At 73.4% G+C, this 15597-nt stretch carries 17 protein-coding genes; 5 read left to right on the forward strand and 12 right to left on the reverse strand.

Features of this window, described 5'->3' with window-relative positions; translation table 11 throughout:
• Window positions 1–9: 9 nt before the first annotated feature.
• The 3 genes from ABZX96_RS26820 to ABZX96_RS26830 form a co-directional block, all read right to left on the reverse strand.
• Window positions 10–996: an alpha/beta hydrolase gene (locus tag ABZX96_RS26820; RefSeq protein ID WP_355549306.1), complete on the reverse strand. Its 987-nt coding sequence runs from the start codon at window positions 994–996 to the stop codon at window positions 10–12.
• A gap of 250 nt (window positions 997–1246) precedes the next feature.
• Complete coding sequence (locus tag ABZX96_RS26825) at window positions 1247–1540, reverse strand: DUF2087 domain-containing protein (RefSeq protein WP_355549308.1); 294 nt, start codon at window positions 1538–1540, stop codon at window positions 1247–1249.
• A gap of 118 nt (window positions 1541–1658) precedes the next feature.
• Window positions 1659–2108: a nuclear transport factor 2 family protein gene (locus tag ABZX96_RS26830; RefSeq protein WP_355549310.1), complete on the reverse strand. Its 450-nt coding sequence runs from the start codon at window positions 2106–2108 to the stop codon at window positions 1659–1661.
• A 161-nt stretch (window positions 2109–2269) separates the two neighbouring features.
• Here ABZX96_RS26830 and ABZX96_RS26835 point away from each other — a divergent pair, with 161 nt between their 5' ends.
• Together ABZX96_RS26835 and ABZX96_RS26840 are read left to right on the forward strand one after the other, a co-directional pair.
• On the forward strand, window positions 2270–3274 hold the full coding sequence (locus ABZX96_RS26835; RefSeq protein WP_355549312.1) for a DJ-1/PfpI family protein: 1005 nt from the start codon (window positions 2270–2272) through the stop codon (window positions 3272–3274).
• Between the two features lie 56 nt (window positions 3275–3330).
• The gene (locus ABZX96_RS26840; RefSeq protein WP_355549372.1) at window positions 3331–4119 is read left to right on the forward strand and encodes a DJ-1/PfpI family protein; all 789 of its coding nucleotides are present in this window, start codon (window positions 3331–3333) and stop codon (window positions 4117–4119) included.
• Window positions 4120–4230: 111 nt separating this feature from the next.
• Here ABZX96_RS26840 and ABZX96_RS26845 read toward each other — a convergent pair whose 3' ends face one another.
• Entirely contained in the window at window positions 4231–4638 is a 408-nt protein-coding gene (locus ABZX96_RS26845; protein WP_355549314.1) for a helix-turn-helix domain-containing protein, read from the reverse strand.
• Window positions 4639–4946: 308 nt separating this feature from the next.
• On the opposite strand from ABZX96_RS26845, the gene ABZX96_RS26850 reads away from it, so the two are divergent.
• Window positions 4947–5843, forward strand: coding sequence for an alpha/beta hydrolase (locus tag ABZX96_RS26850; RefSeq protein ID WP_355549316.1), 897 nt, complete (start codon window positions 4947–4949; stop codon window positions 5841–5843).
• A gap of 245 nt (window positions 5844–6088) precedes the next feature.
• The gene (locus ABZX96_RS26855; RefSeq protein WP_355549318.1) at window positions 6089–6973 is read left to right on the forward strand and encodes an NAD(P)-binding domain-containing protein; all 885 of its coding nucleotides are present in this window, start codon (window positions 6089–6091) and stop codon (window positions 6971–6973) included.
• Between the two features lie 40 nt (window positions 6974–7013).
• On the opposite strand, the gene ABZX96_RS26860 is transcribed toward ABZX96_RS26855, so the two are convergent.
• The 8 genes from ABZX96_RS26860 to ABZX96_RS26895 all read right to left on the reverse strand — a co-directional run bounded on the left by ABZX96_RS26860 (window position 7014) and on the right by ABZX96_RS26895 (window position 13906).
• Window positions 7014–7826 carry a S26 family signal peptidase gene (locus ABZX96_RS26860; RefSeq protein ID WP_355549319.1) on the reverse strand — a complete coding sequence of 271 codons (813 nt, stop codon included), beginning with the start codon at window positions 7824–7826 and terminating at the stop codon, window positions 7014–7016.
• Entirely contained in the window at window positions 7823–9811 is a 1989-nt protein-coding gene (locus ABZX96_RS26865; protein WP_355549321.1) for an ABC transporter ATP-binding protein, read from the reverse strand. The genes ABZX96_RS26860 and ABZX96_RS26865 overlap by 4 nt, the downstream gene beginning before the upstream one ends.
• Window positions 9808–10377 (reverse strand): hypothetical protein, encoded by a 570-nt coding sequence (locus ABZX96_RS26870; RefSeq protein ID WP_355549322.1) that lies wholly within the window; start codon window positions 10375–10377, stop codon window positions 9808–9810. The genes ABZX96_RS26865 and ABZX96_RS26870 overlap by 4 nt, the downstream gene beginning before the upstream one ends.
• Window positions 10378–10394: 17 nt before the next feature.
• Complete coding sequence (locus ABZX96_RS26875; protein WP_355549324.1) at window positions 10395–11012, reverse strand: MauE/DoxX family redox-associated membrane protein; 618 nt, start codon at window positions 11010–11012, stop codon at window positions 10395–10397.
• Between the two features lie 180 nt (window positions 11013–11192).
• Window positions 11193–11366, reverse strand: a complete 174-nt coding sequence (locus ABZX96_RS26880; protein ID WP_355549326.1) for a hypothetical protein — start codon at window positions 11364–11366, stop codon at window positions 11193–11195.
• A 308-nt stretch (window positions 11367–11674) separates the two neighbouring features.
• Window positions 11675–12538 (reverse strand): helix-turn-helix domain-containing protein, encoded by an 864-nt coding sequence (locus ABZX96_RS26885; protein WP_355549328.1) that lies wholly within the window; start codon window positions 12536–12538, stop codon window positions 11675–11677.
• 356 nt (window positions 12539–12894) lie between these two features.
• Window positions 12895–13581: an SDR family NAD(P)-dependent oxidoreductase gene (locus ABZX96_RS26890; RefSeq protein WP_355549330.1), complete on the reverse strand. Its 687-nt coding sequence runs from the start codon at window positions 13579–13581 to the stop codon at window positions 12895–12897.
• Window positions 13574–13906 carry a hypothetical protein gene (locus ABZX96_RS26895; protein ID WP_355549332.1) on the reverse strand — a complete coding sequence of 111 codons (333 nt, stop codon included), beginning with the start codon at window positions 13904–13906 and terminating at the stop codon, window positions 13574–13576. Before ABZX96_RS26895 ends, ABZX96_RS26890 begins: the two co-directional genes overlap by 8 nt.
• Before the next feature lie 542 nt (window positions 13907–14448).
• Here ABZX96_RS26895 and ABZX96_RS26900 point away from each other — a divergent pair.
• Entirely contained in the window at window positions 14449–15435 is a 987-nt protein-coding gene (locus ABZX96_RS26900; protein ID WP_355549334.1) for a helix-turn-helix transcriptional regulator, read from the forward strand.
• The last annotated feature ends 162 nt before the right edge of the window (window positions 15436–15597 follow it).

The following is a 15597-nucleotide window of genomic DNA, read 5'->3' on the forward strand; positions in this document are numbered from 1 at the left end:
TCGCCCGCCTCAGTCCTTGATGCTCCCCAAGAACGCCAGCAGCGCCTCGTTCACCTCGTCCGGCTTTTCCTGCTGCGTCCAGTGGCCGCAGTCCGGCAGCAGGGCGCTGCGGAACAGCCGGGGTGCGATGTGCGGGAGCCCTTCGTCGAGCAGTTGCCGCACGCCGGGCATGCCGATGACGAGGTCCTGTTCGCCCGCCAGGTACATGGCGGGTACGGAGATCGGCGGGCCGTCGTCGAAGGCGGCGGTCAGTTCCCAGGTCAGGCCGGTGGAGCGGTACCAGTTGAGGCCGCCGGTGAACGCCTCGGCGCCGTGCGGGGCGTACTCCGCGACCATGGCGTCGATGTCCGCCTCGGTCAGCCAGTCCGGCAACCGGTCAGGGTCCGCGAGCGAGTCGAGGAGGGTGCCGCCTTCCGGGATCATCCACGTCGGCGCCGCCCCCGGGGCGGGCTTCACCTGCGGGTGTCCGGCCAGCAGCCGGCGGAAGGTGGTGCGGATGTCCTGGGCCAGTTCCGCGTCGGCCCGGCCCGGCTCCTGGAAGTAGACGAAGTAGAAGCGGTCGCCGAGCGCCTGCCGGAGGCCCTCCGCCATCGGCAGCGGCCCCCTCGGCGAAGGCGGCACGCTCAGCCCGACGACGCCGCGCACCACGTCGGGCCGGAACCGCGCCGCCCACCAGGCGACCGGCGCTCCCCAGTCGTGCCCGACGACCACCGCGCGTTCCTCGCCGAGTGCGTGGATGAGGCCGATGAGATCGCCGGTGAGGTGGTGGATGGTGTAGGACGCGGGGTCCTTGGGCCGGTCGCTGCGGGCGTAGCCGCGCTGGTCGGGCGCCACGACCCGGTAACCGGCGGCCACCAGCGGCGCGAACTGGTGCCGCCACGAATACCAGCACTCGGGAAAGCCGTGCAGCAGCACGACCAGCGGTCCCTGCCCCTGCTCGGCGATGTGCAGCCGGATGCCGTTGACCTCGACGAAGCGGTGCTCGATGGCTGTCATGCGCAGTCCTCCTGCGTTCCTGGGCCGTGCCTCCCGGACCAGGTCCCGCCCGTACGCCCCGAGGTTTCCTCGGCCGTGGGGCCGGACCCGCTTGGACACCGTGCGGCGTCAGCCTAGGGTCCGCCGGGCGAGCGGGACACCGGGAATCGGGTGGGTCTTCGGCACGGTCCCGGAGCGGATGGGGGAAGTCCGCGCCAGTTCCGGAGCGGATGGGGAAGTCCGCGCGGGATGTGGGCAGCGCCGTGGCCGGTTATCGGGCCCGGTGGTAGCTGCTGCCGTCGCGCGTGCGGGTCAGCATGCCGCCGATGACCAGGTAGCGGCGCAGTGCCGCGGCGTCGTCGTGCACCGTGTGCAGCGCCTCGTTCACCTCGCGCTCGTTGTAGGTCCGGTCCCGTTCGAACAGGGTCTCCGCCAGGTGGGTGAGCACCTGCTCGCGGCGGGCCGTCTTGCGCGGGATCGCGGTCAGCCGCCCGTGGGAGAAGAGGGCGGCCACGCTCTGCGCGGTGCCGGTACCGGTGCCGCTGGGGCTGTCGTCGTCATGCATGGCCGGAAGCTTCGCAAGCGACTGCCGGGCGGGCAACGGAATTTCGGTGGGTGGGACGGGGCCTTCGCTTCCGAGGGGCCACGGGTTCCGCGCGGCCCGCTCCGTGGTCGTCGTCCGGTTACTCCGTCGTGAAGGCCCGTATCACCGCGAGGCTGTCCTCGTAGACGTGGTGGCGGGTGATCAGCCCGTTCTCGAACGTGAGGTGCAGGGCGAAGCGGGCGCGGTAGGAGTGGCCCGTGGGGCGGGCGGTCTGGCGGATCTCGCCGAGGATGACGGCGTGGGGGCCGTCCACGAGGACGCGTTCGATCTCGGTGCCCACCTTCTCCGGTACGTGGTGCGCGGCCAGTTGGCGGTAGTGGTCGGCGGCGTCGGCGCGGGTGGAGCGGGGGCGGATCCACGGGACGGCGGGGCTGTCGTAGGCGTCCTCCTCCCAGTTGAGCTTCCAGTCGCAGGGGTCGGCGTACAGCTCCGCGATGCGCTCGGGGTCGCCCTCGCCGATGCGGCGCAGGAGTTCGTCGACGGCGGCGCGGGTGGAAGTGGGGGTGGGAGTAGGGGCGGTCGTGGACATGGCCGTAGCTCCTTGGGTGACGCGGCGGGGCCGGAATCGGGGTGACGAGGAGATGGTGCCGGGCGAAGGGGGAGCGGGGCCATTACCTGCGAGGTCATGGACGTGGGGGAGGGGTCCACCCCCGCCGTCCGGCCACGAGCCCCGCGTGATGGGATCGGCCCATGGACCGTCAGCGGCGGATGCTGATCGTGGCGTACGACGACGCGCAGATCCTCGACATCGCCTGTCCCAGTGGCGCCCTGGACATGGCCAACCGGCACGGCGCGAAACCGCCGTACGATGTCGAGTTGGGCACCTTGGGGCGGCGCGCGGCGCGGAGTTCGACGGGGATCGTGCTCGGTGCGGGGCGCGGGCTGGAGGCGGTGACCGGGCGGCTGGACACGTTGTTCGTGGTGGGTGGCGCCGGGGCGGAGGACGCGGCGGCGGACGGGCGGCTGCTGGAGCAGGTGCGGCGCCTGGCCGCGCGCAGCCGGCGGATCGCGTCCGTGTGCACGGGCACGTACGTGCTCGCCGCCGCCGGACTGCTGGACCACCGGCGGGTGACCACGCACTGGCGGCACGGCGAACGGCTGGCCGCCCGCCACCCGGACGTGGCCGTGGACGTGGGACCGATCTACATCCGCGACGGCGACGTCTACACCTCCGCCGGGGTCACCAGCGCGCTCGACCTGACCCTGTCGCTGATCGAGGACGACCACGGGCCGACGCTGGCCCGCGCCGTCGCCCGGGAACTCGTCTCGTATCTGCACCGGCCGGCGGATCAGGCGCAGATCAGCATGTTCCTGGCCGCCCCGCCACCCGGGGACCGGCTGGTGCGGGACCTCACCGGATACATCGCCGGTCACCTGGCCGAGGACCTGACCCCCGCGGCGCTGGCGGCCCGCGCCGGGGTGAGCGCCCGTCACCTGACGCGGCTGTTCGGCGCGCACCTGGGCACCACCCCCTCCCGGGCCGTCCGGGTCGCCCGTACGGAGGCGGCGGCGCACCTGGTGCGCTCCAGCGCGTTGCCGCTGGCCGCCATCGCCCGCCGGTGCGGCTTCCGGTCGGCGCAGACGCTGCGGCAGGCGTTCGTGGACCACTACGGCATGAGCGGGGACAGGATTCGCAGGATGCCGGACATGCCGCGGGCGCGGACGGGGACGGGTCACGACACTTCCGTGGCATGAGAATCCACAAGACGCCGCACGAGATGCCGCACAAAACGCCGCACGAGACGCCCACGATGTCGGGGGCCGCCGTTCGCCGGGCGGCGACGCGGCGGGCCGTGCTGCGCGGCACCGCCGCCACCGCCGCGCTCACCGCCGCCGGGCTCGCCCAGGCCACCCCCGCGCACGCCGAGCGACCGGGCAGGGGCCGGGGCGGCAACCTGGAGATCGGCATCCTGCTGTACGACGGCTACAGCCTGCTGGACCCCACCGGCCCCGCCGAGGTGCTGTCCCGCCTGCCGGGTGCCAACGTCACGATGGTCGCCGAGCGGCGGGGCCCGGTCCGTACGGACACGGGGGACGTGGCGGTGCTGGCCGAGCGGGCGCTCGCCGACGTCGACCGGCTGGACGTGCTGCTCGTCCCCGGCGCGGGCAACCGCGGCACGATCGCGGCGATGGAGAGCCAGACGCTGCGGGGATGGATCCGCCACATCCACCGGCACAGCCGCTGGACGACTTCGGTGTGCACCGGGTCGCTCGTCCTGGCCGCGGCCGGGCTGCTGGACGGGCAGCGGGCGACGACGTACTGGGCCTCGGCCGAGTACCTGCGGACGCACTTCGACGTGACGTACGTGCCGGAGCGCTGGGTCCGCTCCGGGAAGATCATTACTGCGGCGGGGGTGTCGGCGGGGCTGGACATGTCCCTCTACCTGGCCTCGCTGATCGCCGGGGACACGACGGCGAAGGCGATCCAGCTCGCCGTCGAGTACGACCCGCGCCCGCCGTTCGATTCCGGCAACGCGGCGGAGGCCAGTCAGGAGCTGAAGGACCTGGCGTTGAAGTTGTTGGCGGATTCCCAGCGGTGAGGGCGGGATTTCCTGCGGGGGGAGGGAGGGCGATGAACGTGGGGGGACGGGCAGGAGGAAGGCCGCAAGGCTGCAAGTCCGTAGGGCCGCGAGGCGGCGAGGGCCCCGGTGTCAGTCCTCCTCCGCCCGTTCGTCGCTGAGTCGGTTGGCGCGGTCGATCTCCGCCATGTGCTCCTCGGCCCACGCCCGGACCGCGGCCAGCGGCCCGTCCAGCGACAGGCCCAGGGCCGTCAGCCGGTAGTGCACGCGCGGCGGCACGGTCGGCTCTACCCGGCGCTCGACCAGGCCGTCGCGGACCAGGTTCCGCAGCGTCGTGGAGAGCATCTTCTGCGAGACGCCGGGCATCCGGCGCTGCAACGCGGCGAACCGCAGTTCCTCCGGCGCCGCCTCGGCCAGCACCTTCACGGCCATGGACGTCCATTTCGTGCCGATCCGGTCCAGTAGGCGACGGGTTGGGCACAGCGGATCGAAGAGATCGCCGCGCGCACCTTCGGGGGCACGTGCCGGTCGGGAGGTCACCTGGAGCTCACCACCTGAAAGGAAAGTACGGTCTTGGAGCCTTCACGGTAGTTACCTAGCGTGTGGTTGTCACCATTGGTTACTGCCTAGCCGCTCTCGGAGGCTCCGTGTCCGTCACCGCCCACATCGCCGCGCCTGGCGACGAGCCGCCCGGCGCCGACGCCGCCGACACCGCTGATGCCGCGTCGCGTCAGCCGTACGGCATCGAATCGCCTCGTGACGAATCGCCTCGTGACGGATCGCCTCGCGTCGCATCGCCTCGTGACGAATCGCCCCGCGTCGGATCGCCTCGCGTCGAATCGCCCCGCGTGGATCCGCCTCACATTGAGCAGCCCGCCACCGGCACGGCTGACGTAGAGCTGCGCCACATCGACGTCAACGGCATCAGGCTCAACGTCGCGCTCGCCGGTACCGGGCCCGCCGTGCTCCTGTTGCACGGTTTCCCGCACACCTGGCAGGTCTGGAGCGAGGTTCTGGACGGCCTCGCCGACCGCCACCGGGTCATCGCGCCGGACCTGCGCGGGTTCGGTGCCAGCACGCGGGCGGCGGACGGGTACGACGCCGGGAGCCTGGCCGCCGACGCCGAAGCCCTGCTGCACGCGCTCGGGGAGACCTCGGCGGCGGTGGTCGGGATCGACGCGGGCACCCCGCCGGCCTTCCTGCTCGCCATGCGCCGGCCCGGCCTCGTCCGGCGGCTGGTGCTGATGGAGTCCCTGCTGGGCACGTTGCCAGGGGCCGAGGACTTTCTCGCCGGCGGGCCGCCCTGGTGGTTCGGCTTCCACGCCGTGCCCGGCCTCGCCGAGTCCGTTCTGACGGGGCACGAGGCGGAGTACGTCGACTGGTTCCTCTCCGTCGGCACGCGCGGCCGGGGAGTGAGGCCCGACATCCGCGACGCCTTCGTCCGCGCCTACACCGGACGGGACGCCCTGCGCTGCGCCTTCGCGTACTACCGCGCGCTGCCGCGTAGCGCCCGGCGGATCCAGGAGGCCGTTGACGCCGGACGGCTCACGGTGCCCACCCTCGCGATCGGCGCCCATCCGGTCGGCACCGCGCTCGAACGCCAGCTCCGGCCCTTCGCGGACGACCTGGTCGGCCGGGTCGTCGAGGACTGCGGCCACATCATCCCGCTCGACCGCCCGGGGGCCTTGCTCTCGCTGGTGCGGCCCTTCTTGGCGGAACCCGGCGATGCGCCTGTGGGCGGTTGATGTGCCCGCGCGCCCGGCCTGAACGTGGCCGCGTGGCGGCAGGACGCGCGTCCCGGTGGGCCCGGGCGGACTCGGCTCACCGCCGGCAGCCGCCGCTCACGGCGACGTCATCCGGGCCCCGGACGGCTTACACGGGGGTAAGTGGTGACTTTGATGTACGTACTTGACCCCTTTGTGGCCCTGGCGAAAGGTGAGGACGAACATACGGACCGACTTCAAGAAGCGTCACAGACAGGAGTGTTCACGTGAGCAGCCAAACACCGGTGACCCTGCTCGGCCTGGGTGAGATGGGCCGGCCGATCGCCGCGGCCTTCCTCGCCGCAGGGCGACCCACCACGGTGTGGAACCGGACCGCCTCCAAGGCCGACGAACTGGTGGCGAAGGGCGCGGTACGGGCCGACTCGGTGGCCGACGCGGTCGCCGCCGGGCCGCTGGTGGTGGCGTGCCTGCTGGACTACGACACCGTGCACCGGACCCTCGACCCGGTGGCCGGCCAACTGCGCGGCAAGACCCTCGTCAACCTCACCAACGGCACCCCCGCGCAGGCCGACGAGATGGCCGAGTGGGCCGCCCGGAACGGGGTGGAGTACTTGGACGGCGGCATCATGGCGATACCGACCACACTGGGCACTCCCGAGGCGTTCATCCTCTACAGCGGCCCGGAGCAGGTCTTCCAGGCGCACCGGGAGGTGCTGGAAGTGCTCGGCGCGCCGAAGTACCTCGGAACCGACATCGGGTTGGCGTCCCTGTACGACCTGGCGCTGCTCAGCGGCCACTTCCAGATGCTCCAGGGCTTCCACCACGCGGTGGCCATGGCCACCTCCCGCAAGGGCGGCAGCGCGGCGGGCTTCACCGAACTGCTCGTTCCCTGGCTGACGAACATCAGCCGGCTCATGCCCGTACTGGCCGCCGAGGTGGACGCCGACCGGGAATCCGGCGCCGAACCGAACATCGTCCAGGGTCTGGACGTCCTGGGCGCCGGCATCCTCAACATCCTCACCGCCTCCCGCGAGGCCGGTGTGGACAGCACCCCGCTGGAGGCCTACGCGAACGACCTCGACGGCCTGCGCGCCGACGGCCACCGGAACTGGAGCGCCCCGGCCCTGGTGCGGCGGCTCCAGGCCGGGTGACCGCGGCGGGCGCCCGGGGGCGGGCCCGTCCTTCGGCCGGTCACCCGTCCTCCCGGGCGCGGGGGATGTGGGGCGCGCGAGGGGCGCTCGGGACGGTGCCCAGGACGCGGGCGATCGGGAAGTAGCCGTACTGGCGTGAGTCCAGGCTCGCCCCCGGGTTGTCGCCGAGCAGCACCAATCGGCCGGGCGGGACGCGCTCTTCAGGAGCGGTGGCCAGGGCGGGCACCGATGCCCGGGGGACCGGGTCGCCGGGGGCCGCGGCCACGCGTTTGATGATCCACCGGCGGGCGGACACCGCTCCGGGCCCGGCGAGGGACGGGAGCGGTGGGGGCGCGCCGCCTTTCCCGGCGGGCGGGATGCCTCCGGCGGCCGGGGTGCCATCGGCGGCCGGGATGTCTCCGACGGCCACGTCCCCTTCAGGAACCACGTCCCCTTCGCGCACCACGTCCCCGTCGGGAACCACGTCCCCTTCGACGACCGTGGCCGTGGTGTTCTCGACGACCACGACCTGTCCGGCCCGAGGCCGCCCCCGTCGTCGTACGAGGACCCGATCGCCGTCCCGGAAGCCGGGCTCCATGCTGCGCCCTCGGACGGTCACCACCGCCAGCGCCCGCCCCACGAGTGCGACCGTGGCCAGGCCGAGGGTCAGAACGAGCGCCGGTACGGCGCACAGGGCGGCCCACCCTGCCCCGTACGCCGCCCCGAGCGCGCCCGCACCGCCCCACAACACCCCGGTGGCGAGCAGCGGTCCGCCTCGGAGCAGCCGGGACCGCCGACGGCGACGAAGCGCGGCGCGCGGGTCCGGCAGCACCGGCCCGGGACCGGGGGCGACCCCGGCGCGTGCGGGGCTCATGGCCGCACCACCTGGGCCGGGCGCGCCGGTGGCGTGTGGTCCTGGGCCGGGCGCGCCGGTGACGCGTCGTCCTGAGACGGGCGCCCCGGCGACGACGCGTCACCGTGGTCCCCGTCCGCCCGGCGCGGCGGCGCCTCCTGATAGCCGATGGCCTGAAGGGCGAACAGCCGGGCGTACTCGCCGTCGAGGGCCAGCAGCGAGGCGTGGTCGCCGCGTTCGCGGACGCGTCCGCCGTCGAGCACCACGATCAGGTCGGCGTCGCGGACCGAACCGAGACGGTGGGAGATCAGCACGCTGGTGCGCCCGGCGCGGTGGCGGCGGAGCGAGGCGTGGATCTCGTGCTCGGCGTGGGCGTCGAGTCCGGCCGAGGGCTCGTCGAGGATCATCAGGTCCCGTTTGTCGCGGAGGAAGGCGCGGGCGAGGGCGAGGCGCTGCCACTGGCCGCCGGAGAGTTCCACGCCCGCGCCCGGCTCGTCCGGGTCGGCGGGGAACGTGCGGGACAGCAGCGTGTCGTAGGCGCGGGGGAGCGCGCTGATCCGGGCGTGCACGCCGGCGCGTTCGGCGGCGGCGCGCAGGCGCGGCCGGTCGTCGAGGGCGGTGAGGTCGCCGAGGGCGATGTTCTCGGCGGCCGTCAGGTCGTAGGTCATGTAGTCCTGGAAGACCGCGCCGACGCGGGCGCGCAGCGCGGCGGCGGGGATGTCGCGCAGGTCCACGCCGTCCCAGTAGATGGCGCCCCGCGTGGGGTCGTACAACCGGCAGAGGAGTTTGACGAGGGTGGACTTGCCGGCGCCGTTGCGGCCGACGACGGCGAGCGCCGCGCCGTGCGGGACGAAGAGGTCCAGGCCGCGCAGGGCCCAGGGGTGGTCGGGGGAGTAGCGGAACCACACGTCGCGGAACTCGATGCCGGTGCGCAGCGGCGGCAGTGCGGCGGGCCGGGGCGGAAGCGGCAGATCGGGACCCGCCGTCGTCACCGCCACGTAGTGGTCGAACATCAGCAGCGCCTCGTGCGAGCGCGCGACCTCGCCCGCCATCGCCGCCAGGGCGCTCTGCACCCCGGCGACCGCCGCGACGAACACCATGACGTCACCGACCGACAGCCCGCCGCCCTGCGCCGCGCGCACCGCCCACATCAGGCCCGCGCCGGACACCACGGCCGCCAGCAGCGCCAGCGCGGTCTGCACACGGACCTCGCGCCGGTCCACGGCGCGCCGCGCGGCGTTGGCCGTACGGCGCTCCGCCAGCATCCGGGCGCGCAGGAAACCCCCGATGCCGAACAGCCGTACCTCCTTGGCCGCCGCCGCGCTCGTCAGCAGCTCGCTGTAGAAGGTCTCGCGGCGCTCGGCCGGGCCAATGTCCCAGAACATCCGGGCCCGCCGCCGGGACAGCGCGACCTCCGCGAGCAGGACCGGCACCGCCGACGCCAGCACCAGCAACGCCATCCACGGACCGAGCACGAGCAGCGAACCGAGGAACCCGCCGACGGTGACGGCGGACCGCAGGACCCCCAGCGTGCCGTCCACCGCCTGGTTGGGGGACATCCGCCCCGCCTGCTGGGCGAGCCGCAGCCGGTCCAGGAACACCGGGTCCTCGAACCGGCGCAGCCCGGTGAAGGCGTCCACGGCGGCGAACAGGCGGTCCTGGGCGCGCAGCGCCACCGCGCGCTCCAGTTCCGAGCGGAGGTAGACCGTCAGGTGGGGGAGGGCTCCGGCGAGCACGCCGCACAGGGCCAGCCCCGCACCGAACGCCAGGAGTTCGGCGGTGGGGGCGCTCTTCACGAGGCGGTCCAGCAGGAGTTTCGTCAGCCAGGCGGCCGTCACCGGGAGGAGCCCGGCCGCCGGCGTCAGCAGCGCGTAACCGGCCAGGGCGCGCGGCGCGGACCGGCCGGCCAGCGCGTACGCGGGGACGAGGCGCCGCAGTCCGGCGGGGACGAGGCGCCGCGGCCTGGTGGGGACGAAGCGCCGCAGTCCGGCGCGGGCCCGCCTCACGCCGCCGCGGTGGCCGGCACTCCCAGCCGTACGTCGTTGTCGGTGACGACGGCCCCGCCCGAGCCGTCCGAGGACACCCGCAGCAGCGTCGGGAAGGCCTTGACCTGGAACGCGGTGCTCAAGGCGCCGTCGCTCTCCTCCACCACGACGCGGGCCGACGGACGCAGGGCGTCGACGAAGGCGGTGGCCTCGTCCGGGTCGCCGACCACGGCGGCCAGCACCTGTTCGCGGGGGATGCCGTGGTACGCGATGTAGTCCAGCAGCTTCGGCAGCTTCTCCTTGCAGGGCCCACAGGTGGGGGAGAGGATCGCGACGAGCGTGTCGCCCGGGGTGAGGGTCTCGTCGTCCGGGGCGAGCCGCTGGGTCACCGGTTCGCCGTCCACCGTGGTCGCCCGGAACGCGCCCACGGACTCACCGACGTTGATGGTGTACGAGTTCACGGCCGTGTTGCCGTTGGCGAGCAGTTCGCCGTGTTCGCGCAGGCGCTTGACGATGCCGAGCGCGAGGACGAGGTTCACCGCGCCGAGCACTCCGACGAGCACGACGACGGGGACGAGGACGGGCATGGGAGCTCCGTGAGGTGTCAGGCGGTCCCGGAGGACCGGAGGGGGCGGAAGAGCGCGACGAGTTCGTCGAGGAGGGCGGCCAAACCGCCCAGCAGCAGGCCCGCCATGGCGGCCACGGCGGTGTGCGCGAGCGGGACGTACGGCAGCGGCGCGCCGGAGACCGGGAGGACCGCGCCGTAGACGGCGAGGCCCGCGAGCACGGCGTTGCGTACGACGTGCCGGGGCCCGAGCGGGGCGGCCGAGGCGCCGAAACAGCGGCACGGGGTGCGTGCGCCCCGCCGCACGGTACGGACGATCGCGATGGCGAACGCTACGAGCAGCGTGGCGGCCAGCGCGGCGCCCGCCGATGTCGCGAGGCGGGCGGCGGTCGCGGATGACTGGGACGAGGAAACGCGGCCGTACAGGGAGAGCAGACCCGAGACCGCGAACAGGGCGCAGACCGCGCATTCCGCCGTCACCACGGCCACGGACACCGGACGCGCGGAACGTGCGCGTGCGGGCATGTTCGCCATGGCGCGCACCGAATCGGCGAAGGCGGCGAATGCCTGCCGTCCGGCCATTTTGCTCACCGCGGATATCAGGAACACCGTGCCGAGCAGCCACTGGATTCCCAGGATCGTCAGGGCGTGGGTCACGGGGTTTCCTCCTTCCGGTTCTGCCGTCTTTCCCGGCAGGGGTCCCGTGACGGGTTGCCGGTGCGCGGTTCGCGGATGGCGGTCTGTGCTCATGTGCTTGTGCGCGTTACGGATCGCCGGTGCGGCGACCGAGCCTGGCACGGCCGCCGCACCGGAATTCCGAACGAGATACCGACGGACTCAGCAGCGGCCCGAGAGACAGACGAGCTGACCGGTGCAGGTGTTCACCTTGCACGCGGAGTGGGCGCACTGCCAGCAGTCGTTCCAGCAGTTCCAGCCACAGGCGGCGGCTTCGACCTTGGGCGCGAACCGCTCCAGCAGGCCGCTACCGAGACGCTCCAGCTTCTTGAACATGGGGACTCCTTTGTTTCTTGGTGGGTGATTTCTGGTAGGTGGTTCCTGACTTGTTGTGCGGTTCTGGTTCGTCGGGTTACCCGAGTAGTGCCGTCTTTCGGGGTCCCTTAGGCTTTCGGTCCCTGTGATTCCTGTCGCGGACGCGGGTGTTCGGGGGCTTCGAGTTCGATTCGCCCCGAGTGCTTCCGACGGGCAATAGTTTTGTCGACGCGGCGGGCGGTGGTCTTGTAAAAAACCGGATTGTTCGTTGGGAGTCCGTGATCTGTTGGGAGTCCGTGCTCCGTTGGGAAACGGAACGGCGGGGCGGCTCAGCAAGGAAAGGCGTAGCCGAAGAGGGGGCCGTCGGCGTCCTGGGCCGCGTACGTACGGGAGAAGGGCGCGCCGCGAGAGGAGAGCAGACGGCGCGGGGGATACCCGGTCATCGCCTTGAATTCCCGGCTCAGGTGGGACTGGTCGTGATAGCCGGCCTCCGACGCTGCCTCGGCCGCGGTGTGTCCGGCCGCGAGCAGTCGCACCCCGCGTTGCAGCCGCAACACCCTGGCCACGGTCTTGGGCGTGAGGCCCACTTGTTCACGGAAGCGGCGTTCCAACTGGCTCTGGCACCAGCCGATGTCACCCGCCAGCCCCGCCACGGACACCGCCCCCGCGCAGGCGGCCAGACGCCTCCAGGCCAGTGCCACCGGGGGCGCCGGGGCCGGGCCGCACGCCAGCCACGCCCCCAGCGCACGGTCGAGCACCCCGAACCGGCCCGGCCAGGACGGGGCGGCCCGCAGCGCACGGGCCAACTGCCCGACGCGGTCGCCGAGCACCGTCCGCGCGTCCACGACCGCGTTGGCCAGGTGGTCCACGGCCGTACCGAGGAGGGTGTACGCGGCCCACGGAGCGAGCGCCACCTGCACGCCGTGCAGCCGCCCGCCGTGCTCGTACACCAGGGCCTCGCTGCGCGGACCGGCGAACAGGGAGGTGAAGGAGGCGGACGGTGCGCCGCCCCCGGTCCCGGTCAGCCGCACGTCCCCGGAGAGGAGCACCACCAGCGTGGCGCCCGCCGTCGGGAGGACGAGCCGCCGCAGAGGGTGGTCCCGGACCAGGTGGAAGCCGCGGTAGCCCCACACGGCCGTGCCGAGGGAGGGGTGCGGCGTGCCGGACGCCGTTCCGGGAGGTGGTCCCGTCAACGTCCGCGGCACTGTTCCTGGGGGCGGTGCCGCCACTGGGGTCGTCACCGCGGAGGGTGCCGGACGTGGCGGGCGGAGCACACGGAAGGGGGGCGGGGGACAGGGGGGAGCTTGCACGCCGGTTCCTCTCGGTCTTGCGCCTCCGCGACAGGGGCACGCCATGCGTGCGGGCCAACCGGCCGGCGACGCGGTGCCCTTCATCGGTCCTGCGCGCCCTACTGGTGGCTCGTCCGCCGCGACCGTCCGTCGGCCGTACGGCTCGTTCGCCACCGCGGCGACACCGCACACCGGCCCGTCGCGGCAGCACCACCGACTCGTCCATCGCGTAACTCGTCCGTCGCGGCGAAACCGCTCGCTCACTCGCCCGCCGCGGCCGACCCGTTCACCACGATCGAATGCCCGCTGACGTGCCGTGCCTCCGGGCGGAGGAGGAGCTGCACGGCCGTCGCCACGCCGGAGGCGTCGGCCCCCGCCCGTGGTACCACCGCGTTGACGGTCACCGCGCCGCCGGGCGAGCGGGCCGCCCACTCCTCCACGAGCGTGATGACGCCCGTTGCGCACGCCCGGGAGATCGGGCGCGCGCCGTCGCCGGGGGCGGCGGCCGGGGTGGCGGGGGTGAGCAGCACGAGGCGGCCGGGGAGGCCGGTGCCGTGCATCGTCCGCAGGGCGACCTGGCCGAGCCGGTACGCGCCGGCCACGTTGACGCCGAGCACGCGGGTCCACTCGGCGGCGTCCGGGCCGGGGGACGTGGTGGCGACCGCGAGGTTCACCACGGCGTCCAGCCGCCCGAAGTCGCCCACGACGTCCGCGACGACCCGGTCGATGCTCTCCCACCGGGCCAGATCCACCACGTACGGCAGGGAGCGCGGCGCGCCCCCGGCGAGCCGGGTGCTGAACAGTCCGGCCCGTTCGGCGGACCGCCCGGCCACGGCGACGGTGTAGCCGTCCTCGGCGAGCCGGCCGCACACGATCCGGCCCACGGAGCCGTAACCGCCGACCACCAGGGCCACTTTCCGGCCGGATTCGCCGGGCAGGTCAAACACGTCCGAACCGCCCGGCATCCGGCACGGCGGGGAACTGGGCGGCGTGCGGCCAGGTGAAGTCCACGGCGTTGGCGCGGACGAGGTGCCCGCCCGTCGTCCCGGCGAGCCCGGCCGGAGCGGCACCAGAGGCGTTGGATGCGTCGGACGGTAGTGGTGCCGAACGGCCCGTCGCCCACCCCGTACGGGGCACGTGCCTGCCGGGGGCCGCCGCCGAACCCGATGCCTGCCACCACGCCGTAGGCCCGTAACCCGTGCCGATCGCGAGCGTGGCGGCGAGGCCGGTAGCGGCGGAACAGCGGACGATGCGGGCGCGGAGGGCTGACATGACATCCCCTTGTCTGGAATGGGGGGCGCCGCCCGGGGACCGAACGGCGCCGTCCTGAAGGCTGACCGGCACCGCCCGGAAGCCGGGGAGCGCCGTCCCGGGAAGCACACCACCGGGGTGGGCGTGAGGTAAGAGCGATGGCGTTGCAGCCGGATGCCATGCACGTTCCTGTCACGTCCGTTGGCCGGGCGGGTCCGGGTGCTTCGTTCGTCGGGGGAGGGGGCGTCGGGTGGGGTCGGCCGAGCCCGTTCGCCGAGGGAGGGAGCGCACCGCGACCACCAGCCGGACGGGCGTCTGCCGACGCCTGGTGAACGCCCCCCAGACGCCTCCCAGACGCCCCACGAAACGGATTCCAACGGATGTCCGATTCCGGCCGGGCGAGGGCGGGGATGCTGTGGAAGCATGACCCGTCCTGTCGGGAAGATCCGCCCCACGGTGGCCGGGAGCGCGCCCCGAAAGCCCGGGGACCCGGACGACGCCCCGCCGCTCGCGGGGATGCCGTGGGCCTTCCCGGGACGGACGGGGAAGGAGGCGCAGACCCCATGACCGAGCCCCCGGTGCTGGACGCCGAAGCCCTGGCCATCTACCGGGCCATCCTGCTCCACCACGAACACGACCCGGGCCGCCTGGCCGGCCGGCTCGGTTCGACGGCCGAGCGGGTGCGGTCCGCCATCGAGCGGCTCACCGCGTTGGGGATGCTGCGCCCCTCCTGGGAGCGGCCCGACCTGGTGCGGGCGGTCAGCCCGGAAGTCGGGCTGGAGATGATGCTGCAACGCGAGCAGCACGAACTGGCGCTCCGTCAGGAACGCCTCGCCCAGACCCGCGCGACGCTGCGTCTGCTCGCCACCGAGTACGCCGCCCACACCGACGACGGCGGCTCCGGCGGGGGTGAGGTGCTGCGCGGCCTGGACGCCATCCGCACCCGCCTGGAGGCGCTGGCCAACCAGTGCACCGACGAGGTGCTGTCCTTCCTGCCCGGCGGCTCGCTGCCCACCGAGGCCATCCGGGCCGGCCGGCCGCTGAACGAGCAGGCCATGCGCCGGGGCGTGAAGTTCCGTAGCGTCTATTTGCAGAGCGTCACCAAGGACCGGATCACCCACGCGTACGTCAGGGAGATCCGCACCTACGGCAGCGAGGTCCGGCTGGCCCCGACCCTCCCGATGCGGCTGCTCGTCGTCGACGGCGGCACGGCGGTCCTGCCGTGCGACACCGATACGGGGGAGCGGTCCGCGCTCGTAGTGCGCAGCGCCCCGTTGATCACTGCCTTGACGGCGCTCTTCGAGGCGTACTGGAAGGACGCGGAACCTCTGGACGGCCCCGAGGTCGCCCCACCCTTGGACGCCCCCGCCCCGCAGGAGCGGGAACTGCTGCGGATGCTGGCCCGAGGTGACAAGGACGAGGCCGTGGCCCGCGCCCTGGGCGTGTCGGTGCGCACCGAGCGCCGGATGGTGGCCGACCTCCTCGCCCGCACGGGCGCGTCCAGCCGCCTGGAACTCGGCGTACGGGCGGCAAAGCTTGGGTGGGTGTAGGCCGGGCCGCCGATCTGCCCTAGGGACCCTGTGGCGGGCCGACCCGAATCTTTTCCACCCTCCACAAAGGGGCGGACGCACAACCGACGGAAGGGGACGTCCCGGGGTGCCCCCGCAGCGGACTGGGGCGCGGCGGCCCCGTCACAAGATGACGTCGGGGAA

It is taken from the genome of Streptomyces sp. NPDC003077 (assembly GCF_040611095.1).
GTDB lineage: Bacteria > Actinomycetota > Actinomycetes > Streptomycetales > Streptomycetaceae > Streptomyces.

Bases quoted from the DNA above. Each gene is read 5' to 3' on its own strand.
- ABZX96_RS26820 (WP_355549306.1), bottom strand. From the start codon at position 996: ATGACAGCCATCGAGCACCGCTTCGTCGAGGTCAACGGCATCCGGCTG.
- ABZX96_RS26840 (WP_355549372.1), top strand. From the start codon at position 3,331: ATGTCGGGGGCCGCCGTTCGCCGGGCGGCGACGCGGCGGGCCGTGCTG.
- ABZX96_RS26835 (WP_355549312.1), top strand. From the start codon at position 2,270: ATGGACCGTCAGCGGCGGATGCTGATCGTGGCGTACGACGACGCGCAG.
- ABZX96_RS26895 (WP_355549332.1), bottom strand. From the start codon at position 13,906: ATGTCAGCCCTCCGCGCCCGCATCGTCCGCTGTTCCGCCGCTACCGGC.
- ABZX96_RS26825 (WP_355549308.1), bottom strand. From the start codon at position 1,540: ATGCATGACGACGACAGCCCCAGCGGCACCGGTACCGGCACCGCGCAG.
- ABZX96_RS26870 (WP_355549322.1), bottom strand. From the start codon at position 10,377: ATGCCCGTCCTCGTCCCCGTCGTCGTGCTCGTCGGAGTGCTCGGCGCG.
- ABZX96_RS26860 (WP_355549319.1), bottom strand. From the start codon at position 7,826: ATGAGCCCCGCACGCGCCGGGGTCGCCCCCGGTCCCGGGCCGGTGCTG.
- ABZX96_RS26900 (WP_355549334.1), top strand. From the start codon at position 14,449: ATGACCGAGCCCCCGGTGCTGGACGCCGAAGCCCTGGCCATCTACCGG.
- ABZX96_RS26880 (WP_355549326.1), bottom strand. From the start codon at position 11,366: ATGTTCAAGAAGCTGGAGCGTCTCGGTAGCGGCCTGCTGGAGCGGTTC.
- ABZX96_RS26830 (WP_355549310.1), bottom strand. From the start codon at position 2,108: ATGTCCACGACCGCCCCTACTCCCACCCCCACTTCCACCCGCGCCGCC.